The sequence below is a fragment of the Aquimarina litoralis genome, assembly GCF_039523995.1.
GTDB classification, from domain to species: domain Bacteria; phylum Bacteroidota; class Bacteroidia; order Flavobacteriales; family Flavobacteriaceae; genus Aquimarina; species Aquimarina litoralis.
Window position 1 is genome coordinate 818528 of sequence record NZ_BAAAGE010000002.1, and the last position, 24224, is coordinate 842751.

The 24224-nt window shown below is 32.5% G+C and carries 23 protein-coding genes; all 23 read right to left on the reverse strand.

Annotated features, from left to right (window positions below; translation table 11 throughout):
• Positions 1-9: 9 nt before the first annotated feature.
• Positions 10-660, reverse strand: coding sequence for a pyridoxamine 5'-phosphate oxidase (pdxH, locus tag ABD077_RS12590; RefSeq protein WP_343912656.1), 651 nt, complete (start codon positions 658-660; stop codon positions 10-12).
• Between the two features lie 93 nt (positions 661-753).
• Entirely contained in the window at positions 754-2382 is a 1629-nt protein-coding gene (locus ABD077_RS12595; RefSeq protein WP_343912657.1) for a S8/S53 family peptidase, read from the reverse strand.
• 92 nt (positions 2383-2474) lie between these two features.
• Complete coding sequence (locus ABD077_RS12600; protein ID WP_343912658.1) at positions 2475-3380, reverse strand: ribonuclease Z; 906 nt, start codon at positions 3378-3380, stop codon at positions 2475-2477.
• A 62-nt stretch (positions 3381-3442) separates the two neighbouring features.
• Positions 3443-3895 carry a thioredoxin family protein gene (locus ABD077_RS12605; RefSeq protein WP_343912659.1) on the reverse strand — a complete coding sequence of 151 codons (453 nt, stop codon included), beginning with the start codon at positions 3893-3895 and terminating at the stop codon, positions 3443-3445.
• A gap of 52 nt (positions 3896-3947) precedes the next feature.
• Positions 3948-4280 carry a ribonuclease Z gene (locus tag ABD077_RS12610; protein ID WP_299600899.1) on the reverse strand — a complete coding sequence of 111 codons (333 nt, stop codon included), beginning with the start codon at positions 4278-4280 and terminating at the stop codon, positions 3948-3950.
• Between the two features lie 4 nt (positions 4281-4284).
• Positions 4285-5214 carry an aspartate carbamoyltransferase catalytic subunit gene (locus ABD077_RS12615; RefSeq protein ID WP_343912660.1) on the reverse strand — a complete coding sequence of 310 codons (930 nt, stop codon included), beginning with the start codon at positions 5212-5214 and terminating at the stop codon, positions 4285-4287.
• 20 nt (positions 5215-5234) lie between these two features.
• Complete coding sequence (pyrR, locus tag ABD077_RS12620; protein WP_299600894.1) at positions 5235-5774, reverse strand: bifunctional pyr operon transcriptional regulator/uracil phosphoribosyltransferase PyrR; 540 nt, start codon at positions 5772-5774, stop codon at positions 5235-5237.
• 145 nt (positions 5775-5919) lie between these two features.
• Positions 5920-6558, reverse strand: coding sequence for a hypothetical protein (locus ABD077_RS12625; RefSeq protein WP_343912661.1), 639 nt, complete (start codon positions 6556-6558; stop codon positions 5920-5922).
• A 208-nt stretch (positions 6559-6766) separates the two neighbouring features.
• On the reverse strand, positions 6767-8593 hold the full coding sequence (gene rpsA / locus ABD077_RS12630; protein WP_299600890.1) for a 30S ribosomal protein S1: 1827 nt from the start codon (positions 8591-8593) through the stop codon (positions 6767-6769).
• A 173-nt stretch (positions 8594-8766) separates the two neighbouring features.
• A complete protein-coding gene (locus ABD077_RS12635; RefSeq protein ID WP_343912662.1) occupies positions 8767-10812 on the reverse strand; it encodes an OmpA family protein in 2046 nt (681 codons plus the stop codon).
• Positions 10813-10815: 3 nt separating this feature from the next.
• Positions 10816-11733, reverse strand: a complete 918-nt coding sequence (locus ABD077_RS12640; RefSeq protein WP_343912663.1) for a PorP/SprF family type IX secretion system membrane protein — start codon at positions 11731-11733, stop codon at positions 10816-10818.
• Positions 11734-11740: 7 nt separating this feature from the next.
• Complete coding sequence (locus ABD077_RS12645) at positions 11741-14530, reverse strand: T9SS type B sorting domain-containing protein (protein ID WP_343912664.1); 2790 nt, start codon at positions 14528-14530, stop codon at positions 11741-11743.
• Between the two features lie 331 nt (positions 14531-14861).
• The gene (hisIE, locus tag ABD077_RS12650; protein ID WP_343912665.1) at positions 14862-15458 is read right to left on the reverse strand and encodes a bifunctional phosphoribosyl-AMP cyclohydrolase/phosphoribosyl-ATP diphosphatase HisIE; all 597 of its coding nucleotides are present in this window, start codon (positions 15456-15458) and stop codon (positions 14862-14864) included.
• Positions 15459-15554: 96 nt separating this feature from the next.
• A complete protein-coding gene (hisF, locus tag ABD077_RS12655; RefSeq protein ID WP_343912666.1) occupies positions 15555-16310 on the reverse strand; it encodes an imidazole glycerol phosphate synthase subunit HisF in 756 nt (251 codons plus the stop codon).
• Positions 16310-16825: a DinB family protein gene (locus ABD077_RS12660; RefSeq protein WP_343912667.1), complete on the reverse strand. Its 516-nt coding sequence runs from the start codon at positions 16823-16825 to the stop codon at positions 16310-16312. Before ABD077_RS12660 ends, hisF begins: the two co-directional genes overlap by 1 nt.
• A gap of 2 nt (positions 16826-16827) precedes the next feature.
• Positions 16828-17556 carry a 1-(5-phosphoribosyl)-5-[(5-phosphoribosylamino)methylideneamino]imidazole-4-carboxamide isomerase gene (gene hisA, locus ABD077_RS12665; protein ID WP_343912668.1) on the reverse strand — a complete coding sequence of 243 codons (729 nt, stop codon included), beginning with the start codon at positions 17554-17556 and terminating at the stop codon, positions 16828-16830.
• Between the two features lie 48 nt (positions 17557-17604).
• Positions 17605-18186 (reverse strand): imidazole glycerol phosphate synthase subunit HisH, encoded by a 582-nt coding sequence (gene hisH, locus ABD077_RS12670; protein WP_343912669.1) that lies wholly within the window; start codon positions 18184-18186, stop codon positions 17605-17607.
• A gap of 97 nt (positions 18187-18283) precedes the next feature.
• Positions 18284-19426: a bifunctional histidinol-phosphatase/imidazoleglycerol-phosphate dehydratase HisB gene (gene hisB / locus ABD077_RS12675; protein ID WP_343912670.1), complete on the reverse strand. Its 1143-nt coding sequence runs from the start codon at positions 19424-19426 to the stop codon at positions 18284-18286.
• 87 nt (positions 19427-19513) lie between these two features.
• Positions 19514-20563: a histidinol-phosphate transaminase gene (hisC, locus tag ABD077_RS12680; RefSeq protein ID WP_343912671.1), complete on the reverse strand. Its 1050-nt coding sequence runs from the start codon at positions 20561-20563 to the stop codon at positions 19514-19516.
• 20 nt (positions 20564-20583) lie between these two features.
• A complete protein-coding gene (locus tag ABD077_RS12685) occupies positions 20584-21423 on the reverse strand; it encodes a DUF3667 domain-containing protein (protein WP_343912672.1) in 840 nt (279 codons plus the stop codon).
• A gap of 41 nt (positions 21424-21464) precedes the next feature.
• Entirely contained in the window at positions 21465-22754 is a 1290-nt protein-coding gene (hisD, locus tag ABD077_RS12690) for a histidinol dehydrogenase (RefSeq protein ID WP_343912673.1), read from the reverse strand.
• A 45-nt stretch (positions 22755-22799) separates the two neighbouring features.
• The gene (locus tag ABD077_RS12695; protein ID WP_343912674.1) at positions 22800-23219 is read right to left on the reverse strand and encodes a GNAT family N-acetyltransferase; all 420 of its coding nucleotides are present in this window, start codon (positions 23217-23219) and stop codon (positions 22800-22802) included.
• Positions 23216-24073 (reverse strand): ATP phosphoribosyltransferase, encoded by an 858-nt coding sequence (hisG, locus tag ABD077_RS12700; RefSeq protein WP_299600856.1) that lies wholly within the window; start codon positions 24071-24073, stop codon positions 23216-23218. Before hisG ends, ABD077_RS12695 begins: the two co-directional genes overlap by 4 nt.
• Between the last annotated feature and the right edge of the window lie 151 nt (positions 24074-24224).

Genomic DNA, 24224 nt, shown 5'->3' on the forward strand with positions numbered 1-24224 from the left:
TTTCAGATACTAAGGAGATAATCTTTCGATTTTCCACTCGTTCTTGTTATCCTCAGATTCAAAACGTATTCTATCATGTAAACGATTTGGTCTACCCTGCCAAAATTCGAAGGTAACGGGTTTGATACAATAACCACCCCAAAAGTCAGGTTTTGGGATGATTGTATCTTTATATTTTTCTTCTAAATTTGCTAGTGTTTTTTCGAGAACTTCTCTATTCGAAATCACATTACTTTGTGCAGAAGCCCAAGCGCCAAGTTGGCTACCGCGAGGCCTCGATTGAAAATATTCATTGCTTTTCTCATTCGATATTTTAGCAACTTCTCCTTTAATTATAACCTGTCTTTCCAGATTAGGCCAAAAAAATGAAATACAAACCTTATTATTAGCTGCAATAGCTTTTCCTTTTTCGGATTCATAGTTTGTATAAAACACAAAACCTTTTTCGTCATAGTGCTTTAACAAAACTATTCTTGCTTTCGGAAAACCGTCTAATCCATTGGTGGTAATGGTCATTGCATTAGCTTCTTCTACTCCTCCAGCCTCTTCAACTTCTTTAAACCAAGTAGAAAACAATACAAAAGGAGATTTCTCTAGTGTGTCTTCCTCTAAAGTTTTCTTATCATATGATTTTCTATAATCTGTAAGATCTCTATTCATTTAACAGTATTCGCAATAATTAATACTGTAAAAGTAAGACAATTTGATTTTAAAAATGCATGAGAAATTTATAAATAAACACTAAATAATTAGTTATCTTTTTAACAGTGTTGTGTGATATAAAGAATTAGCTCCATCTATTTGATAGCGCACTATATACAATCCATTAGCAAGATTTGAAATATTTATTGATGCTACATTATTTTCTAATTTTTCTACCAATTGCCCAGTACTGGAATAAATAGACGCAGATTTTATTTTTACATTGTTAGGTAATTCAAATGTAATAATATCTCTAGCAGGGTTTGGATACAAGAAAATTCCATCATTAGGTTGACTAGTCACTTCATCTATAGAAAGTGTTTGATCATTCATTAAAGCCTGTAAACTTTTGAACAAATTCAATCTCCCTCCAGTCGTTGTAATATCTTGTATAGAGGTATTTGGATCTACATTATCCAAAATATAACCTCGTACTTTTCTAGCTGCTTCTTCAGGATCATTAATAGCTAATTCTGCAAAAGAAGTATTTGGTGCAGAATATAATAAAGCAATAGCACCAGTTACATGTGGAGTTGCTCCAGATGTACCTCCAAATCCTCCATAACCACTTCCAGAAGTAATCGTAAAAGCATTTTCTCCATGAGCACCTAAATCGATCGTAGTTTTTCCATATCCAGCAAACTGTACTTTCTCATCATCCTGATTCATATTGGTCACTGTTATTAAAAATTCACTTGGACAAGCTGTTGGCAAATCTCCAACTACATCAATGTCTTGATCATCATTAATAGTTGCTCCCGCATTTAATATTCCATTTTCACCAAGTGTATCGTATAATTCACACCATAGAGGAGCATCTCCTGGTTGGCCAAAGTCCACTCCCCAAGATGCATTAGTAGCTACAACAAAAGCACCTTTGGCTCCATTAGTTTCATTGTATAATTTTCTGTTATCCAAAGCATAAGAGTACGCTCTAATAACCTCTTCTTCTACTCCTGTTCCTCCATCAATAGCCATTACCTTTACATCCCAATTCACACCAGCTACTCCAATACCATTATTTCCTTTTGCACCAATTATACCACTTACGGGAGTTCCATGTCCTAAATCACCAACATTATCGTCATTAGTTGCTGTATTCCATCCTTTTACATCATCAATATATCCATTACCGTCATCATCAATACCATTGTCTGCAATTTCTTGTGTATTCATCCAAATATTGTCTTTCATATCTGGATGATCAAACTGAATTCCATCATCAATGACTGCTACTACAATTTCATGTCCATTTGCAGTAGTTCCACCAGTAGTTATATCCCAAGCTTCTTCTGCATCAATATCTTTATCGTTTGATTGAAAGTATTGCCATTGTCTATCAAATTCAGCATCATTTGGAGTAGTAGCTCTTTTAGTAATAATATGATTGACCTGAACTATTTGAGTGTTTCTATTTCTTGAAACATTATTTAAAATAGTTTTCATAGGTGTTTTATTTTCATCAAAACTGAACTTCCAAATGTTTAATGATTTAGACACCAAAACAGGATTACTCAACTGACTACTAGACCTTTCAAAATCCTGAACAAACTTTTTACCAGAGTATTCTTCGTTTAACTTAACAAGAATTTCTCCTGGAACGTATTTAGCTGTTTGCGCTTTAATCGTAAAAGTTGAATAAAAAAATAGGCAACAAATTAAGATGATATTGGTTTTCATAAATTAGAGTTTTAAGATTCGTTTATTAAGATCACACAAAACTGCAGATCTATTACTGAAACAAACTCATTTATAAAAACCCTAATTTTTATTTAATATTTAAAAACTTTTCCGTCATCTCCTATCTCTACATTTTCAAAAACAGTTTGGGCTTCTTCCTTGAAAAGCTCAATATTCCCATATCTAGTAGAATAATGTCCTAAAATTAAATTCTTGACATTTGCTTTTTTAGCAATCTTCGCGGCTTCTATTGCGGTACTATGACCTGTTTTATCACATAAATATTTATGGCTTTCCAAAAATGTAGATTCATGATACAAGGTTGTCACATCTTGAATTAAGGGTATCTTTTCTTCATCATATTTTGTATCGCTGCAAAATGCATAACTCTTTGCTGGAGCAGGATCATCTGTTAATTCAGAGTTTGGAATTATACGACCATCATCTAATATTACATCTTTCCCCTTTTTGATGGATTTGTAATACACCTTATCGATATCGTAATTAAGCACCTTACTCATAAGCAATTTTCGATCTCCTAATTTTTCTTGAAATAAAAAGCCATTACAATAAATACGATGTTGTAAAGGTATGGTACTCACAATAACTTTATCATCTTCGAAAACGACCTGGGAATCTTCGCTAGTTAGTTCATGAAAATGTAAGGGATAATCTGTCCAAGAATTTGAAAGTTTTAGTTGTAATGTAATTGCTTCTTTTATTCCTTCAGGGCCATATATATGAAGAGGATTTTCTCTATTCAACATTCTAAAGGTAGATACTAAACCTACTAATCCATAAAAATGATCTCCATGAAGATGAGAAATAAAAATATGGTTAATCCTAGAAAACCTTATCTTATTTCGTCTTAATTCTACTTGCGTTCCTTCTCCGCAATCAATAAGAAAAATGTGATTATTAATTTCTAATACCTGAGATGTAGGATTCGTAAATGTTCTTGGAGTGGCCGAATAACAGCCTAAAATGGTAACTTTCAATTTATTTTATATCTTAATTTTTAAAAAGTTCAAGATAACTTAATCCTATAGATATATCAATATTAACGGCCAAAAGAATCAAATGTAGTAAGCAATTCCATATATCTATTTGCAGACATTTTTCGGTATCCTGTTGCGCCGAGTACTTGGCCTTCTTGATCAATAACAAGAATGACAGGGAATACCATTTTTTTATTATACCGGTTTGCCAAAGAAAAGTTTTTTTTCTGTTGTTCTTCTGATAGACGATTTTTTTTTCGTTTTGGAAAATCTGCTTTTACCCAAACAAACTTTTCGTCGGCAAACTTTTTAAAATCAGTATTAGAAAAAATTTTTCTTTCTAGTTTGATACAAGGCGGACACCAATCCGAACCAGTAAAAAGTAAAACAATATTTTGATTTTTTTCTTTTGCTAATACTTTAGCTTCTTCAAAATCATATTTCCAGTCTTGTGCAATTACAGTTGTCGAAAGCAACAAAGTAAACACAAGAATAAATGGGGCTATTTTATTCATGATAAATAAGACGTTAGAAATTAACTTTGATTACAAAAAATATCAAAGATTTTTAAAAATCCAAATCACGCTCGATTTCTTCCATTTCAATTAAGTCCAAAGCTTCTATTAAAGTTGGAACAATAGTAATCTCTTTTGGCGATTCATCGTAAGATACCTGATCCGTTACTATAACAAATGAACGTTTATTTGCTTTGTGCTTATTTGAGACCCTAAGAAACTCATTGATATCATCAACCGATAGGTTTTTTAATGAGAATAAGTTTGCAACAATATTATCATTTTTCATTGACTCGTATTTAGTCTCAATGGCTTTCACGAAATCAACAACTGTTGCTTTTTCTTGTGTAATAATGGTTGTAGAACCTTCTTTATTGAATATCATACTATTATTGTTTTATTTTTGAAGCTAAAAGATAAATAACCGCCATTCTCACTGCTACTCCGTTTTGAACCTGATCTAGTATAATGGCTTGTTTAGAATCAGCAACATCACTCGTGATCTCTACACCACGATTGATGGGTCCCGGATGCATAATTACAATCTCCTTGTCGAGGTTATCTAACAACCTCTTATTTACTCCAAACTGTTGAGTATATTCTCTTGTGGAAGGGAAATAGCTAATTTCCATTCGTTCATTTTGAACACGTAACATATTTGCTACATCACACCATTCTAAAGCCTTTATAAGATCCGTTTCTACTGTAACACCAAGTTTTTCAATATATTTTGGTATTAACGTTTTAGGACCACATACTTTTACCTCTGCTCCTTGAAGCTTAAGTGCAAAAATATTAGACAATGCTACTCTAGAATGTAAAATATCTCCAACAATAACAATTTTTTTTCCTTTTACTTCTCCTAACTTTTCACGGATGGAATAGGAATCCAATAACGCTTGAGTTGGATGCTCATGAGCTCCATCTCCTGCATTTACAATACTTGCATTTACATGCTTAGACAGAAAAACACCCGCACCTGGATTAGGATGTCTCATCACTACCATATCCACCTTCATAGACAGAATATTATTAACTGTATCTATGAGTGTTTCTCCTTTTTTAACGGAGGAAGATGCCGCAGAAAAATTAATAACATCTGCAGATAATCTTTTTTCAGCTAGTTCAAATGATAATCTAGTTCTTGTACTATTTTCAAAAAAAAGATTAGCAATGGTTATATCTCTAAGCGAAGGAACTTTTTTAATGGGTCGGTTAATGACCTCTTTAAAATGATCCGCTGTTTCAAAAATGAGGTTAATATCTTCATTGGTAAGATATTTGATTCCTAGTAAGTGGTTTACACTTAATTCGCTCATTCTGTATTTAAATTTAATTTTTATCTACTTACAAGATAAACTGCATCTTCTCCTTCATTTTCTATCCAGTTCACCTTTACTTTTTCCTGATTAATCGAATCTACCTGTCTACCTCTATAATTTGGTTGTATGGGTAAATGTCTGCTAAAACGTCTATCGATTAATGTTAATAATTCTATTTCTAATGGTCTACCAAATGATTGAACAGCTGTTAATGCAGCTCTTATACTTCTTCCCGTGTATAATACATCATCAATAAAAACAACTCTTTTGTCTTCTACGACAAAATTAATATCTGTCTTATTAGCTTCTAAAGGTTTTTCTCCTCGTCTAAAATCATCTCTGTAAAAAGTTATATCGAGATACCCTAAATTCAAATTATGGAGTTGATATTCTTCAACAAGAATTTTCTGTAACCTCTTAGCTAAGTACGTACCTCGCGGTTGTATTCCTATTAAGACTGTATTGTCGAAATCTGTATGATTTTCTATCAATTGACAAGCCAAACGGTGCAGAATAATATCTATCTCTTTTGCACTAAGTAGTAATTTTTGACTCATAATTTCCAAATAGACATTTGGAATACAAATGTAATCAAATTTTAGGATTATTCAATCTTAGATTTCGGATAAAAATAAGCTCTTGTATTTCAAAAACTAATGTTTCCTATAAAAGAATTTTATTATAAAATGGAATAAAAATCTGTCATTCTTTTATTTCTATCCAAGATCCACCTAAAGGTTTAGGTTTAAATGATGTCGCTGTAGGAGTAGGATAAAAATTCTTATACGGATCATCATAATCATAAATCTGTCCAGATTCTTTATCAATTTTATAAGTAATAGCATATTGATCACCAATTTGTATACTATAATGACTCTTATGTTCTCTAATAGTAATATGCCTTTGTGTTTCAGGATCTAGATAATATTGAGGATCATTTCTATTATTAAGCTGAAAAACTTTAGAGACCATCTTTTTTTTATCTTCTGTATGTTGATATAAAAAAACTTTACTAAAATTATCTGCTGCTTGTTCCTTCTTTTGATTGTATACAATACTTCCGCTGGAACCAGAGACATGATCCATAGAAACATATATGGTTTTTTCTAAATGATACTTTGTATTCATTGGAAAATAACGAATCGGAGAATGCTCTTGAATATCAACTTTTACCGTCAAATCATTATACCATACAGAAATAGTAACTTTATCATTTTTTAAAACTGATTCTGGATCATCTGTTATATTGGTTAAAGCGATGTATACTATTTTTTCTCTCCCCAGCTGCCTGGTTTGACTTACAATCTTCTTAAATTCCTGTAACTCTTCTTCTGTATGCATATGCTGACAATGTAATGAATGTATAAACAAGTTACTTATTACTAATAAAAACAAACCTCTCATTACTACTATAATCTTATGACATCTAAATTCTATAAATTATTAGATTTCTACTACATCAATATCAGTGAATACGTAGCACCTACTTTCAGTGTAAAAAAAAGACCGCTCTTTCGAACGGTCTTTTAATTTATAAAGAATAAAGAGATTAGTTACCTCCTTTTTCCATTTTAGCTTTAAGATCTGCTAATGCATCGATATCACCAAGAGTGGTTTTCTCTGAATTACTAGCGGCAGCTTTTTTCGCAGCCTGCTTAACGATCTTAGCTTCTTCTTCTTTAAATAAAGCTGTATGAGAAGCTACCACTCTTTTGAATTCTTTATTGAATTCAATAATTTGGAATTCTGCTTCTTCACCTTTAGCTAACTTCTTACCATCTTCTTTCTCTAAGTGACGAGACGGTACGAATGCAACGATATCCTCATTAAACTCGATAGTAGCTCCTTTGTCTACAATCTCAGTAATGGCATGTGTATGCTTAGTTCCTACTGCGAACTCAGTTTCATACTTATCCCAAGGATTATCTTCAGTTTGTTTGTGTCCAAGGCTTAATTTACGTCCTTCTACGTCTAACTCAAGAACAATTACATCCAACTTATCACCTACATTAGTGAAATCTGATGGATGCTTGATTTTCTTCGTCCAAGAAAGATCAGAGATATAAATTAATCCATCAATACCTTCTTCCAATTCTACGAATACTCCAAAGTTTGTAAAGTTACGAACGATTCCAGTATGCTTAGAACCTACAGGATATTTAGATGTAATATCTGTCCATGGATCTGGAGTTAATTGCTTAACACCTAGAGACATTTTGCGCTCTTCTCTATCTAAAGTAAGGATTACAGCTTCTACTTCATCACCTACTTTTACAAAGTCTTGTGCTGATCTTAAGTGAGTAGACCAAGACATTTCAGAAACGTGGATTAATCCTTCTACACCTTCTTCAACTTCGATAAACGCACCGTAATCAGCGATTACAACAACTTTACCTTTAACCTTATCTCCAACTTTTAGTTCATTATCAAGAGCTTCCCAAGGATGTGCTTTTAATTGCTTAAGACCTAATTGGATACGAGTCTTAGCCTCATCAAAGTCTAAGATTACAACGTTTAATTTCTGATCAAGTTCAACAATCTCATTTGGATGATTGATTCTAGACCAAGAAAGATCAGTAATATGGATAAGTCCGTCAACTCCTCCAAGATCAACGAATACACCATAAGAAGTAACATTCTTAACAGTACCTTCTAATACTTGACCTTTTTCTAACTGACCAATAATTTCTTTCTTCTGCTCTTCGATATCTGCTTCGATAAGCGCTTTGTGAGATACTACAACGTTTTTGAACTCGTGGTTGATTTTAACAACTTTAAATTCCATTGTTTTACCTACATACGCGTCGTAATCACGGATTGGTTTTACATCAATCTGAGAACCTGGTAAGAACGCCTCGATTCCGAATACGTCAACGATCATTCCTCCTTTAGTTCTACACTTAACAAATCCATTTACTATTTCACCAGTATCATGAGCGTTATTTACTCTATCCCAAGCCTTAATTACTCTAGCCTTACGGTGAGATAAAATTAATTGACCTGTAGCGTCTTCACGCACATCAATTAAAACCTCAACCTTATCACCTACTTTAAGATCTGGGTTGTAACGAAATTCATTTAATGAAATTACACCTTCACTCTTTGCATTAATATCAATGATAGCATCACGATCTGTAATATTGATTACTGTTCCCTCTACTACCTCGTCGTTTAAGGTGTCCACAAAATTTTCTGCAACTAGCTTTTCAAACTCTTCTAATTTAGAATCTGCGATTGGGTCGATACCTTCCTCGTAATTGTGCCAGTTAAAATCTTTTAAAAATTGCTCAGGGTTTTCTTGTTGAGGTGAAGCCGCAGGAGCTGCCTTTGGAGCCTCTACTTCCTGAACATCTGTGTTTTTTGTTTCTTCAGACATTGAAGATAAAATTTGTATCCTGTATTTGTTTGAGAATCAATACGAAAAACTTATACAGAAGCGTTAAATTAAATTATATTTATCCTTTTCTATTCTCTTAATCGCCAAAAAGGGCTGCAAAAATACAATTTAATTTATTAGAAAACAATATATTAAACATTTGTTTATTCCTTTTAATACTTGATAATCTCAAATTCACTTCTTCGGTTGATCTGATGATCTTCCTCCGAGCAATTTTTTGTATCACAATCGATTAACGGAATAGACTCTCCAAAACCTTCAAACTTCATTCTTCTCGCATTTACATAACCAACTAAAGCAAGATAATTACGTGTTGATTCTGCTCTCTTTTCTGAAAGCACCTGATTATATGAATCTGTACCCCTACTATCTGTATGTGAAGAGATTTTAATGTAAACACTTTTATATTTCTCTAACTTTAAGGCAAATTCATCTAGCACCTTTTTAGAATCGGCTCTTATATTCCACTTATCATAATCAAAATAAATAGGCGGAAGATCGAAATATAGTTTTCCATTTTTTTCTATCACTGGAGGGCCTACCTTATCGTTTAACAAGGTGTTACGTAATTTTTCTCCTGTTAAGTTTTCCTTGTTGGTAACTATATCTTTGTTAGGAGCACTTGTATTATTTTCATTATTACCATTTTCCTCTACGACAGAAACTATTTCTTTATCCAAATAAATAACATAAACCTCATTTTCTTTTTCCTTTACTATAATTGATTTTGTTTTGCTCTTGTAGCCTTTTGCAGTAGCTGTGAAATCATATTTGCCAGGAAATAAGGATATGGTAAAAAATTCTTGTTTGTCTAGCTTACCTTCATGTAATTGATTTTCTAAATTCGAAACAAATATATCTGCATCGGGTATGTAGGAATCTGAAGCAAAATCTTTAACCGTGAATCTAGCTTTATATTCCTTAAGAAATATTTCTCCTATCTGAGAAAACAAATAGATATCATCATCTGTTTTATTTTTTCTATTTGAAGCAAAAAAACCATCCGTTTCATTATAATAGGTAAGAGAAAAATCATCGTACCTAGAATTAATCGGTGCTCCTAGATTCACTGGTTTTTTGAAAACATTATTTTTTCTTTCTGATACAAAGAGATCCATCATACCTAGACCTAAATGACCATTAGAAGAAAAAAACAAATGGCCATCTTTAGATATAAACGGAAACTGTTCTCTATTAGCAGTATTGATAGTGGCCCCAAGATTTACAGGCTCATCATACGTACCATCCTGATTAACAAGCACTCTATAAATATCAAAATCACCATATCCACCAGGCATGTTAGACGAAAAATATAATATCTTACCATCTGTGGAAAGTGATGGGTGCTCGACAGAATAGTTTGTATTATTAAAAGGAAGCTTTTCTGGAGTTTTCCAAATACCATCTGTCTTGGTTGATTTATATAAGAATATTGAGTTATTTCCTATACTATCGTATTTCTTTTTGCCTTTTTCAGAATTACTTTTAGAAAAGTAAATGGTGTTGCCGTCTTTGGTAAAACAAAAATTACCTTCATGCAATTTAGAGTTAATTTCTCCTGAAATTTTTTCTATATCAGTTGTTGGTATATTTTTCTCATTCACCCGAACCTTATAAATATCTAAAAACGGACGATGAGTCCATTTATAGCTTTTATCCATAAAACCATTAGAATTTCTATCAGAACTGAAATAAATGGTACTATCGACCTTTACTGCAGCAAACTCTGATGCATTGGAATTAATTTTTAGAGGACTAATGGTATAGTCATCATCTTTTAGTTTAAAGGCCTCAATAACAGCTATAGCACTTTCTTTATTTAATTCTTCTGATTTGTTTTTCTTATACAAAGCCAGAAACTCTACTGCTTTTTCATATTTTCCTAAAGCAGAAAGGACCTGATACATTTTAAAATTATACGAATTATCATAACTCTTATCTTTTGCATAAAACTTTCCAGAAGTCAAGATTTTAAGATATCTATATGCCTTTTGAAACTGAAAAGCATTATAATATGAGGTAGATATCTTTTCTAATATATCTTTTCTATACCCTTCTCTATTGAGTTCTTCCTCATATTGCAATGCCGCATTGATATAGTCTCCTGTTTCAAAAAAACGATCTGCTCTACTCTTTCTTTGAGAAAAAATAGTTTGTCCGATCAAAAGGACGAATACAAAAAGTAACTTAGTTTTCATATTTTAATAAAATCTTGGAGATGTATATTTATTGCTAAGATTGAGTAAATCGAAATTATAAAGAAGTATAATTTCATGACTTCCGTTATTATACCCACTTAATTCGCTAGTACTAAAATCATATGCATATCCCACTTTTAAATTTCTGGTAATATTAAATCCTGCCAGCGCAATAAAAGCATCTTCATAACGGTAAGAAACTCCTAGTTCGAATTTATTATAGATTAAGGAATTTAAAGAAATATCAAAGGTTAATGGTGAATCCAAAACCTGTTTGATTACCATAGATGGTTTCAGTTTAACCTCATCAACCAAATCAAAAACAAAACCAGTAACCCCATATAAATGAGTCTTTGATCTAGATACACCTACTCCATCTATATCAACATCATTAGGTAGTAAATTTGGAGACGAAATACCAGCATAAAAATTATGAGAAAATAAGAACAAACCTGCTCCCAGATTAAGTTGTAAAGAAGAGTTGTTATCAGAAAAGGCAGGATCATCAGATACATCTGACCCGATAGCATTAAACTGAAAACTAGTGATACCAGCTTTTAAACCATATGATAACTTAAATTTATCAGAAATACGAGTGATATATGCAAAATCAACATTAAAATAATTATTATTGGTACGAATCGCTTCACCAATTCTATCATTTACATAATTTACGCTCAACTCTACCTTTTCGTTTAATGGAATATTACCAAAAACATTTGCTGTTTCAGGTGAACCTTCAATTCCAGTCCATTGTTTTCTATATAAAAGACCAGTAGAAATAAGCCCTCTTTGGTTAGTTACATAAGCTGGATTTACCGTACTCATGTTATACATATACTGGGAATATTGTGGATCCTGCTGTGCATACATCACCGAGCAGAAAACAAGTGCTATACTTAAAATTAATCGTGATCTCATGAACTATTTATCTGCTTAGGTAAAAACTTCCTTGAATTGGAAAATTATTTTCAAAATTGGGAGTAAAAATATAGAAATAGGTTCCAGAAGGAAGGTCATCTCCTAATCGCAAAGAAACGTTACTTTCTCCTCTAAATTCTTCTGTATCTCTATTCCCCTCATATACTAAAGCTCCATATCTGTTGTAGATTTTTAAATCAAAATCTGGAAATGCAATTGGAATATTAAACTGTTCTTCTATAAACAGATCAAAAGTATCATTTTGGTTATTTCCATCTGGGGATACTCCATCCTGAAAATCCAAAGCACATAATTCTCCATTAGAAAACCGTTCTCCCATATTTAGGATATTTATTTGCACCATCACTCGTTCTGATTCACAATTATCAGCATCTACTGTAGCTATATAAAAAACTTGATTATCAAAGAGTAGAGGATTATCAATAATTGGCATATCACTTTCTAGATTATCATACCAATTATAATTGAGTACATCAACTTCTATATCATCTAGTCTTTTTGCATCCAGAATACAAAACTCTTGATCTGGCACATTTGGTTCAGGCAAATCAATTATTTGCACTTCAACATTCAATGAAGATTGATCACAAGGAGCAGAATTAGGAATAACATATCTAAAATTATATATCATATTAACCTCATTATCCGGATTGGGCAATAGATCAAATTCTACCACACCTTCGGGAGTTAGCGCTCCTGTATTTTCAATATCCTCAAAACTTCCAATTCTAGGAGTATCATTATCTAATAGTATAAATAGATTAACACGACCATCTATTTCGCAAAAAGAAGCACTACGATCATTTCCTATTTCTACAGGCTCTACTATTTCTATAGTTACTGTAGCTTGATCTTGACCAGTACATCCAGCATTACCACCTACGGTGTAAACATAGTTTCCAGGACCTAAGATTGGTAATGTAAGATCTGTAGCATCAAAAACTCCTAAATGATCTGGTGAGGTATATCCGAAAGGACCTGTCCATATTCCTGTTGGATCAGGATTTCCTTCCAATAGATTAAAAAGAGTAATGGTTAAATTATCTGAACATACGGTAACAGCAGTTCCGCTTCCAGCACCTGCTTCAGCTTCTTTATATATTGTAAATTCTAGTATAGCTTCATCAACACATCCTGAAGGATTCATAGTCGTATGTGTAAATGAATAAGAAATAGGATCTACAATATCTGTTGGAACCATAAAAATATCATCTACTACAACATTCATATTATCTGTCCAAACTCCTTCTGCTATTTCTCTCCCATCTGAGTTGAGTAAACTGCGTAAACTAAATTGATCATTGGAACTTTGACAAATATCAAGATCTACTGTATCCTGTCCTGCATAATCGTAAGGCAAAATTTCAATCGTCACAATAGTAGAAATCGAAGCGCAAGGATTACTATCTATACTAATAGGATCACATACGTCATCCGAAAATAAAAATGTAACGTCGCAGCTCTGTCTGGGAATCACATCATATCGAAATCTATAAGTTCCGGGATTTGCATTGGCAATATTAATTGGTCCAAGATGTTGCTCATCTTCAGGTAGATCGTTTAGATTATTTTCTAAATTAAGGTCTCCATTTGAAGGCACTCCTCCAACAAAGGTCCAAAAGGCAAAATCATCAGCAATTGAACCATCCATATATACATATCCAGGTTCAAATTCAAGTAGATCAAAAAGATTAATTTGATCCGGAGAAGAATTAGGACAAATTTCTTCTACTGAATTCTCAGGAGCAAATGGCCTTAATTCTTCATAAATCACAAAGGTAACCGTTTCTTCGTCGTTTGGACAAATAGGAGATCTGCTGTTGATTTTATAGGTATAACTAAAATTTACACAACTAAAACCAGGAACATATTCTGGAGAAGCTCTAAAAACGTCGTAAACTTCTTTTAAATTAATTGTTGAATCCGTGGCACTTGTAATCTGACCAGTATTATCATCATCTTCCCAACTTCCTCCTGTATCTTCTCTTGTTAAAAATCTATCTTCAAAAAGATTAATATTCTCATCCCACAAATCAATATCACTTTCACAAATCGTAAATGATGATGCGTAACCAGCTGTCACCGGTCTTACTACTGTTATTTGGACATCAACAAAATCCGTTATACAAGTATCTACATTTAAAACAGTATATCTAAAACTAAAATCTTCACTATCTACAGGAAAACCTCCGTTATCGTCTATAGTAGTGGCAAAATTTGCACCTTCTAATATATAAGGATTTGCTGGTTGAGGACCTGTGTAGCTCCACTCACCATTTAAATGAGGAAGCGCAAAACCTTCTCTAGATTCTAGGGTATCAAATAAATTGATATCAACTTCGATACCAGGTTGGCAAATATCATCATTGTCACATACTGGAAAGAATCCTGTAGTAGCAGCAATCCCGGCATAAGGGCCGAGCTTTAGATTAACTCTAACTCTATATCCACTTGGACAATTGGGGTTTATAAGATCAAAAAAATAATCCCCAGAGGCATTTCTTAATTGCCACAATCTTAAAATACCAGAAGACTCTATACCCTCTTCCCCTTCGTCTATTCCTGTAGATTCCCAAGAATCACCAGATTCGGGAACAATACCAGTTTCTGTATACAAATTAATTATTCCATCTGGGTTACCATCATTATCAAAGTCAATGGTTTCCATATCACAAACGGTTATGGTTTGTGTAGTGTTACATTGAGCAAATAGTTTTTTTGTGACCCCAAAAAACAGAAATACAATCAAAAAGTGTTTTACGTAATATTTTTTCAAGATGAATTGGTTTAAGTGTAAGTATCATTTTATCACATTTTGTTACTACCAAAAGTGAAATAAAATTGATTAATATTTTAAAAGCATGTCAATATTAAAAAAAGTGCCGTAAAAACACTATGATTTGTATTAAGATTGATGCCTTTTTAGTAAAGAAATTTCCCCTTCATCAAATATGAAAGAAAAAAGGCACATAAAAGAATATACCAAACAAGATCTTCATAAATGAATTAATCATTTATGAAGTATCAAATCAATTATTCTAAAAGTTCGTTTAAAACTTATCTTAGTATCGCTATGATAATTTGGAGGTAAAACACACTAAAATCAGTTAATGTCTATCCTTTAAAACTTCAACAATATCGTTTAATTTATATCCTTTTGCTTGTAACAAAATCAAATAATGAAAAAGTAGGTCCGCGCTTTCATCTAAAAACAGCTTTTCATTATCATCTTTAGCTTCAATAACAACTTCTACAGCTTCTTCTCCTACTTTTTGAGCAACCTTATTGATCCCTTTTCTAAATAGAGATGCTACATAAGATTTTGAATCATCCTGATTCTCTTTTCTGTTTTGAATAACATTTTCTAACTCGGTTAAAAAACCAAAAGTCTGCGCATTATTTTGAGCCCAACAGGTATCATCTCCCTTATGACAAGTTGGACCAACAGGATCTACTGTTATTAGTAATGTGTCCTTATCACAATCATTTTTTATATCTACCAGGTTCAAAAAGTTACCGCTTTCCTCTCCTTTTGTCCATAATCGTTTTTTAGTTCTACTAAAAAATGTAACCTTTTTTGTATCAACTGTTTTCCGATAAGCTTCTTCATTCATGAATCCTAACATTAGTACATTTTTTGTTAAAGCATCTTGTATGATTGCTGGCACTAATCCATCATTATTTTTATTGAAATTTATTTCCATTATTAAAGTTTATAACTCCACAGTAGATGTGAAATATATTGATTGATTGTATGTTATTTTGCTATAAGCTCTCCCGATTGTAAAAGTATAATGTGATTATAATCTAACGGGAATGTCATTCTTTTTTAATTCTTTCTTTAGATCTTCTATTTCTATTTCCTTGAAATGAAAAACACTGGCCGCTAATGCTGCATCTGATTTACCTTCCCTAAAAGTATCCACAAAATGCTTAATATTTCCTGCTCCTCCAGAAGCAATAATAGGTATATTAAGTTCGGTAGATAACCTTGCTAATGCCTCATTAGCGAAACCATCTTTAGTACCATCATTATCCATTGAGGTAAACAAGATTTCTCCAGCTCCTCTTTCTTCCACTTCCTTTGCCCAATCAAAAAGATTTAATTCCGTAGGTACTTTTCCTCCAACCAAATGTACTTTCCATTCTCCATCTATTTGTTTAGCATCTATCGCTACAGTGATACACTGACTTCCAAATTTACCGGCTAATTCATTAATCAATTGTGGATTTTTTACTGCAGAAGAATTCACTGAAACTTTATCCGCTCCATTTTTTAGCAATATATCAACATCTTCCACAGAAGAAATACCTCCACCTACAGTAAACGGAATGTTTACTTTTTCTGCTACTTTCAGCACTAAATTTGCTAATGTTTTTCTTCTCTCTTCTGTTGCAGAAATATCTAAAAACACTAATTCATCAGCGCCTGCTTTAGAATAGATATCTGCTAATTCTACAGGATCACCCGCATCTCTTAAATCTACAAAGTTCACTCCTTTTACGGTACGTCCGTTTTTAATATCTAGACAAGGTATGATTCGTTTTGTAAGCATTACTTATCGTTGTTTTTTATATTTAAGTCCATACCATCGTAAAAACCTAAATCTTTATTTTTTAATTGTTTTGTCCAAAATGCAATTTGCCCAGTATGATATGATAAATGCTCCGTTACATGAATAGCAATACCAATTCCTGAAAAATTAAAACCTTGTACTTCTCTTTTTCTTTGATACTCTGCGGTTGAACAAGTATTGATGATCTTTTTAGCTTTAGTAATTGTAGCAGTTAATTTGGTTAACAATTCCGATTTGGACAATCCATCGGTAGCACTAAATTCAGCATCTCGATCTCTATTATCTTCTAAATTCCCTAAAGACGAGATTGCGTATTGCGTAATATTACCACATAAATGTAATATCAAATTACCTATACTATTCGAAGATTCATTAAACCGTTTCCAAATATCTTCTTCAGAAAGTTGATCAAAACTAATAGTTATCATTCGTACACTTTCATCTAATCTGTAGATGATTTGTTCTTTAAAATCCTGAATTATATCTGAATCCATTTTTAGTTTATTTGAAGAATATATTTTTCTAACTGCTTTAAGCTAATTCTATTTTCATATATGGCTTTTCCGATAATAGTTCCTTCACATCCTATCTCTGCCAATTTAGGTAATTCGTCAAAAGCTGAAATCCCACCAGAGGCGATTAATTTTATATGTTCGGAATTATCCAAAATCTTTTTATAAAGATCAAACGAAGGTCCTTCTAACATACCATCTTTACTAATATCAGTACATATTACATAAGACACTCCTTCTTTTTGGTATTCCTGAATAAAAGGAATTAGTTCTTTATCGCTTTCTTCCAACCATCCACTCACAGCAATTTTTTCATGATGAGCATCTGCTCCAAGAATTATCTTATCATTACCAAACTTAGACAACCAAGATTTAAAAGTTTCAGGATTCTTCACTGCAATACTTCCTCCTGTAATTTGGTTTGCTCCACTCTCAAAAGCAATCTTAAGGTCTTCATCAGTTTTTAGTCCACCACCAAAATCAATTTTGAGACTTGTTTTAGATGCTATTTGTTCCAAAACTTTATGATTAACTATATGCTTCGATTTAGCACCATCCAAATCTACCAAATGTAAATACTGAATTCCGTGTGCTTCAAATTCTTTTGCTACTTCTAACGGACTTTCATTATATATTTTCTTAGTATCATAATCTCCCTTAGAAAGTCTGACACATTTTCCTTCTATAATATCTATTGCTGGTATTATTCTCATTTTTGTCTTTTGGTAAATAGTTATTCTTTATTAGTAGTTGGTTTAAATTTATAGCTTTAAAAAATTCTCTAAAATTTTCTCTCCAACAGTACTGCTCTTTTCAGGATGAAACTGAGTTCCATAGAAATTATCTTTTTGCAATGCTGTACTATAGGTTATTCCATAGGTAGACTCTGCAATTGTAGTTTCTGTAATGGGAGCATAATAGCTATGTACTAAATAAATATATTCGTTTTCGGATATATCATTAAAAAGTGGAGATTTTAGAGATGTTATTTGATTCCATCCTATCTGGGGGACTTTTACATCCTTCTGAAATCTAATCACATTTGTATCAAAAATGCCTAAACCATTGGTATCACCTTCTTCCGTATAATTACACATCAATTGCATTCCTAAACAAATCCCCAAAACTGGTTGTTTTAATTCTGGAATTAGTTTTTCTAAACCAGAAGCACGAAGTTTTTGCATAGCACTACTTGCTTCTCCTACTCCTGGGAAAATGACTTTATCAGCAGATTTAATCTCCTCTGGATCATCACTCAGAATGGCATCATATCCTAATCGCTGAATTGCAAACTTAATGGACTGAATATTACCGGCTCCGTAATTTATAATTATTATTTTCATTTATATTGTCATTCCAGCATAGGCTGGAATCTTTTTTAATTTAAACCTTCTTCTTTACAGTGGATTCCAGCCTGCGCTGGAATGACAAAAGCATTGGTTATAACATTCCTTTCGTACTTGGTAGAATCATTTTTTCAGGATCTCGCTTTACTGCTACTTTAATTGCTTTGGCAAAAGCTTTAAAAATAGCTTCAATTTTATGATGCTCATTGGTTCCTTCCGCCTTTACGTTTAAGTTTGCTTTTGCACCATCGGTAAAGGACTTAAAAAAGTGATAAAACATTTCTGTTGGCATTTTACCAATCATTTCTCTTTTAAATTCTGCATCCCAAACAAGCCAGTTACGTCCTCCAAAATCTATTGCTACTTGGGCCAAGCAATCATCCATTGGTAAACAAAAACCATATCTTTCTATACCCAATTTATTGTGTAGAGCTGTACTAAAAACTTCTCCTAAAGCAATTGCAGTATCTTCAATGGTATGATGCTCATCAACCTCTAAATCTCCTTTTACTTTAATCTCTAGGTCCATTTGTCCATGACGTGAGATTTGATCTAGCATATGATCAAAAAACTCCAATCCTGTAGAAATATCACTTTTTCCAGTTCCATCCAGATTTAGCTTAATATAAATATCAGTCTCATTGGTTTTTCTACTTATTTCGGCTACTCTTTCGTTTAGTTTTAAAAACTCATAAATCTCTTTCCAATCTGTTGATGTAAGTGCAATGCTATCTAAGATAGTCTTCTTATCGGTTTCTATTTCATCTGCGCCAAGCTCTGGATCTTCAGATAAGAAAATACCTTTAGACCCCAAGTTTTTGGCTAATTCCATATCGGTAATACGATCACCCAATACAAAAGAGTTTTCTAGATCGTACTTTTCTTTATCAAAGTATGCTGTTAATAAACCTGTTCTTGGTTTACGAGTATCTGCATTTTCATGAGGAAATGTTTTATCGATATGAATTCCATTAAATACAACCCCTTCTTTTTCGAATGCTGATAATACTTTATTATGTGCCGGCCAAAAAGTATCTTCTGGAAAGGAATCCGTTCCTAATCCATCTTGATTAGTGACCATTACCAATTCATAATCTAATTCACTGGCTATTTTGGCCATGTATTGAAAAACTTTTGGGTAAAACTCTAATTTCTCCAAACTATCTAATTGATAATCTACAGGTGGTTCCAAAACAAGTGTTCCATCACGATCTATAAATAATACTTTCTTTTTCATTTTTTTGTCATTCCAGTAAATGCTGGAATCTATTTTTAATTAAACATTTTGTTATTTATGGATTCCGAATCAAGTCCGGAATGACAATTACAAACTTTTTAATGCCTCTATTAATTTTCGGTTTTCTATTGTCGTACCCACTGTAAATCGTAAGGTATTTTCACAAAGTGGTTGTGTTGTTCGATTTCGGATCACAATTCCTTTTCCTATAAGTTGGTTATACCTACTATTGGCGTCGTCTACTTTTACCAAGACAAAATTAGCGTCTGACTTATAGATCTTCTCAATAAAGCTAATTTCCTCTAAGGCAACCAATATCTTTTCTCGTTCTTGCAAAATATTGTCTACCTCTCTTTGTACAGATGCTACATCCTCTACTCTTTCTAATGCCTTTCGTTGTGTTAGTTCATTTACATTATAAGGTGGTTTAATTTTATTTAATACCCCTATAACTTCTTTAGAAGCATAACACAATCCAAGTCTAATACCAGCCATTCCATATGCTTTAGATAATGTTTGTGTAATTATAAGGTTAGGATATTCCTTGATTTTACCAATCCATGTTTCTTGAGATGAAAAATCAATATAAGCCTCATCAATGACAACCAACCCATTAAAGTTTTCTAAAATATCCACTATACTCTTTTCTGAAAAAGAATTACCCGTAGGATTATTAGGAGAACATAAGAATATCATTTTTGTTTGGTGATCAACTGTATCTAAAATCTTAGCTACATTAGGCTCAAAATTATCATTTAGAAGAACTTTCCTGTTTTCTATATCATTGGTGTTTGCTAATACATTATACATCCCATAAGTTGGTGGCAATGTGATGATGTTATCAACTTTTGGTTCACAAAATGCTCTAAACAAAAGATCTAAAACTTCATCACTGCCATTTCCTAATAAAATACATTCAGTTGATATATTTTTTTGCTCACTTAATATAGCTTTAAGACTTCTTTGTTGTGGATCAGGATATCTGTTTACCCCATTTTCATAAGGGTTTTCGTTTGCATCCAAAAAAATCATTTCCGAACCATCAGAAACATATTCATCACGAGCAGATGAATATGGCTGTAAATCTTTTACATTCTCACGAACTAATTGGTTTATATTGAATTTTATCGTTTTCATTATTTATTGTGCTTCTTTATTTATTGAAATAACTTAAAGAGAAATATAAATGCAATTGTTATTATTATTATTAAAACACCGAAAGTTATTGACAGAAGGACTAATACTGCTATAAACTTTAAGAACTTTAAAAAAATTTGTCCAATACTATAATCACCTAATTTTTTATAGGTATAAGAGTAATAAAAGATGACAACTAAAGAACTTACCATGTATATGTAAGGTGAAGTAATTAATCCAAGTAAAAAGAAGAGCGTTCCTGAAAATAATGCTAATCCCAATAAATAGGAGTTAATTACTAAGTGTTCTCCATAATTATACTTCTTCTTTCCAAATACTAAGAATGATAACAATGCATAAAAAGGAATCATTAGAAAAGCAATAAAGTTGAAATATTTAAGCATAAAATTTTGAGTTCCTTTATTTATCTCATGTTGCTCTTGTTTGTATTGTAAAAACTGTTCCTGATAAGCTGCCGATTCTTTATCTAATTCAGGTTGTGTAATAGAAAATATTGTCTCATACATTGCTTCATTTTGCGCGGATAACATTAATTCGATATATTTCTCAGAAAAGAAGTTAAACGTAAATGTTGCAACTGCAGTACCAATTACCAGAAACGCAAATGGATTCATATACTTCTTTCTTGTTCCTGAAATATATTCTGAAATAACCTTTTGTGGAGAAGTAACTATACCAATCAATGTTCTAATAAAGAGATTGTCTAGCCCTAGAACATTACTAAAAAAATCACTTTTTAATCCTTTAAAAGTAATCCGTTCTCTTATTACTTTTGCGCCACAAGATTGACAGTAATCTGAACTTTCAGATATGAGATATGAACAATTTCTACAATTCACTAATTCCTAATTTTAGTTTACATTCTTTATAAAACTATTAACTAACTATTTTTCAAACTCTGTAATCGCAAGGTTACTGCATTTTTATGCGCTTGTAAACCTTCTGCTTCTGCCATAATTTCGATAGCATTTCCAATATTCTTTATGCCTTCTTTAGATAATTTCTGAAAGGTCATAGACTTCATAAAACTATCTAGATTTACACCACTATATTGTTTAGCATATCCGTTTGTAGGTAATGTATGGTTAGTTCCTGAAGCATAGTCTCCTGCACTCTCTGGAGTATAATTACCAATAAAAACAGAACCAGCATTGGAAATATTATCGATATAATACGCTTCATCGCTTACACATACAATAAAATGCTCAGGACCATATTCATTAATCAATTCTAAAGCTTCCTTATCATCAGAAACATAAATCAATTTAGAATTTGCTATAGCAGCTTCTGCAATTTCTTTTCTTGGTAATACTTCACATTGTTTTGCTACTTCTAACTCTACATGCTCTATCAAATCTTTAGAAGTTGATACTAAAATCACTTGACTGTCTTTTCCATGTTCGGCCTGACTTAACAAGTCTGAAGCTACAAAAGAAGGATCTGCCGTTTCATCCGCAACTACTAACAATTCGCTAGGACCTGCTGGCATATCTATCGCTACACCAAACTTAGTTGCTAACTGTTTAGCAACGGTTACAAATTGATTTCCAGGACCGAAAATCTTATATACCTGAGGAATCGTTTCTGTTCCAAAAGTCATTCCAGCTATTGCTTGAATTCCTCCTACTTTAAAAATCTTAGTTACTCCACAAAGATTTGCTGTATATAGGATAGCAGGGTTTATTTTTCCTTCTTGATTAGGAGGAGAACACAGTACAATTTCTTTACATCCAGCTATGGTAGCTGGAACTGCTAACATTAAAATTGTAGAAAATAATGGAGCTGTTCCGCCTGGAATATAAAGACCAACTTTCTGAATAGGTCTTTTCTCTTGCCAACAATTAACACCGTTTGTAGTTTCTATGGAAACCTTATCAGTTTTCTGTGCCGCATGAAAAGCTTCAATATTAGATTTGGCCATAAGAATTGCTTCTTTAAGATCAGACGACACACTATTCTTAGCGATTTCTATTTCTTCCTTACTAACTAAAGTAGTACTAAGAGAAACCTTATCAAACTTCTCCGTATATTTATTAATAGCAAGATCCCCATCTTCCTTTACTTCATTAAAAACATCTAAAACAACGTTCTCAATATCTGCTACCGTTTGAGTTGGTCGTTTTAAAATTTCCGACCACGTACTTTTTCCTGGATTATATATTTTATTCAAAACAATCAATACTATTTGATCTCTATTAGTTAGAGATATTAACCATTATAATTCTTTCTGAAAATGATATGCAATTTTCTCATACCCCTGATTTTCCCAAAAATTATGTGCTTTTTCGTTACCTAAATAGCAATTTAACTCAGAAGCAACACACCCTTTAGATTTGGCATAATCAAAAATCCAATGCATCATAAGTTCACCTATTCCTTTTCCTTGATATTCTGGAAGAATAAATACATTATCTGGCTCTACATGCATCCCTACATAATATTTGGTAAGAAACCACAACCCAGAAATACCAATTAAAGTTTTATCATCATATACACCAACACACTCGTACCCTTGCAGAATCATTTCTGCTAACCTATTTGACAAGATTTCTCTACTAATATTAGGATTGAGTTGTTCTAAAAAAGGAACAATGATTTGGATATTTTCTTTAGGTATAAGAGTAATTGATATCATAATACCATTTTTTCAATTGGACATACCAGAATCCCTTCAGCTCCTTCTGATTTTAATTCATCCAAGATATCCCAAAACTTATTTTTCTCCACCACAGTGTGTATAGAACTCCAACCTTTTTCTGCTAGTGGCAATACTGTAGGGCTCCGCATACCTGGTAAAATATCCACAATACGATCGATTTTATCGTTTGGAGCATTTAGCAACACATATTTAGAAGCTCTTGCTTTCAGTACTGCTTGTATTCTGAATTGTAACTTAGCTAGTATCTCTTTGCTTTCTTCACTAATCTTTGGAGAAACAGCTAAAACTGCTTCAGAAGTAAGCATAACTTCTACTTCTTTTAGATTATTCTTAAATAAGGTACTTCCGCTAGACACTATATCGCAAATTGCATCCGCTAAACCGATATTCGGAGCTATCTCTACCGAACCTGAAATCTGGTGGAGATCAGCAGAAACGCCTTTCTCCTTTAAATATTCAATGACAGTATTGGGATAAGAAGTAGCAATTCTTTTTCCTTCCAAATCCTGAATAGAATTATACTCCATATCCTTTGGAACTGCAAGTGATACTTTGCACTTAGAAAAATTTAATCTCTCCGCAATATCAATATCCTTTCCTTTTTCTACCAATACATTTTCACCGATAATAGCAATATCCACTACTCCATCTCTTAAATATTGTGGAATATCTCCGTTTCTAAGAAACATAACTTCCATAGGGAAATTTCTAGTGGCTGCCTTCAATTGGTCTTTTCCATTATCTATAGAAATTCCACAATCTTTAAGGATCTGAACCGAATCTTGGTTTAATCTTCCACTTTTTTGAATAGCAATTCTAATTTTTGACATGTTTTTGTTGTTGTGTTTGGTCAGTTCAAAACAAGTTTAAATAAAAAACCCGTTTGACTTTGCTCAAACGGGTTACTATATATGATTCACTTTTACACATATCAACTTACCACGCTTGGGCGGAAATGTAAGAATGATGATGATGTAAAAG

Coding starts and splice junctions, on each gene's coding strand:
- pdxH (WP_343912656.1), bottom strand. CDS start 660: ATGAATAGAGATCTTACAGATTATAGAAAATCATATGATAAGAAAACT.
- ABD077_RS12595 (WP_343912657.1), bottom strand. CDS start 2,382: ATGAAAACCAATATCATCTTAATTTGTTGCCTATTTTTTTATTCAACT.
- ABD077_RS12605 (WP_343912659.1), bottom strand. CDS start 3,895: ATGAATAAAATAGCCCCATTTATTCTTGTGTTTACTTTGTTGCTTTCG.
- ABD077_RS12610 (WP_299600899.1), bottom strand. CDS start 4,280: ATGATATTCAATAAAGAAGGTTCTACAACCATTATTACACAAGAAAAA.
- ABD077_RS12615 (WP_343912660.1), bottom strand. CDS start 5,214: ATGAGCGAATTAAGTGTAAACCACTTACTAGGAATCAAATATCTTACC.
- pyrR (WP_299600894.1), bottom strand. CDS start 5,774: ATGAGTCAAAAATTACTACTTAGTGCAAAAGAGATAGATATTATTCTG.
- ABD077_RS12625 (WP_343912661.1), bottom strand. CDS start 6,558: ATGCATACAGAAGAAGAGTTACAGGAATTTAAGAAGATTGTAAGTCAA.
- rpsA (WP_299600890.1), bottom strand. CDS start 8,593: ATGTCTGAAGAAACAAAAAACACAGATGTTCAGGAAGTAGAGGCTCCA.
- ABD077_RS12635 (WP_343912662.1), bottom strand. CDS start 10,812: ATGAAAACTAAGTTACTTTTTGTATTCGTCCTTTTGATCGGACAAACT.
- ABD077_RS12640 (WP_343912663.1), bottom strand. CDS start 11,733: ATGAGATCACGATTAATTTTAAGTATAGCACTTGTTTTCTGCTCGGTG.
- hisIE (WP_343912665.1), bottom strand. CDS start 15,458: ATGGAAATAAATTTCAATAAAAATAATGATGGATTAGTGCCAGCAATC.
- hisF (WP_343912666.1), bottom strand. CDS start 16,310: ATGCTTACAAAACGAATCATACCTTGTCTAGATATTAAAAACGGACGT.
- ABD077_RS12660 (WP_343912667.1), bottom strand. CDS start 16,825: ATGGATTCAGATATAATTCAGGATTTTAAAGAACAAATCATCTACAGA.
- hisA (WP_343912668.1), bottom strand. CDS start 17,556: ATGAGAATAATACCAGCAATAGATATTATAGAAGGAAAATGTGTCAGA.
- hisH (WP_343912669.1), bottom strand. CDS start 18,186: ATGAAAATAATAATTATAAATTACGGAGCCGGTAATATTCAGTCCATT.
- hisB (WP_343912670.1), bottom strand. CDS start 19,426: ATGAAAAAGAAAGTATTATTTATAGATCGTGATGGAACACTTGTTTTG.
- hisC (WP_343912671.1), bottom strand. CDS start 20,563: ATGAAAACGATAAAATTCAATATAAACCAATTAGTTCGTGAGAATGTA.
- ABD077_RS12695 (WP_343912674.1), bottom strand. CDS start 23,219: ATGATATCAATTACTCTTATACCTAAAGAAAATATCCAAATCATTGTT.
- hisG (WP_299600856.1), bottom strand. CDS start 24,073: ATGTCAAAAATTAGAATTGCTATTCAAAAAAGTGGAAGATTAAACCAA.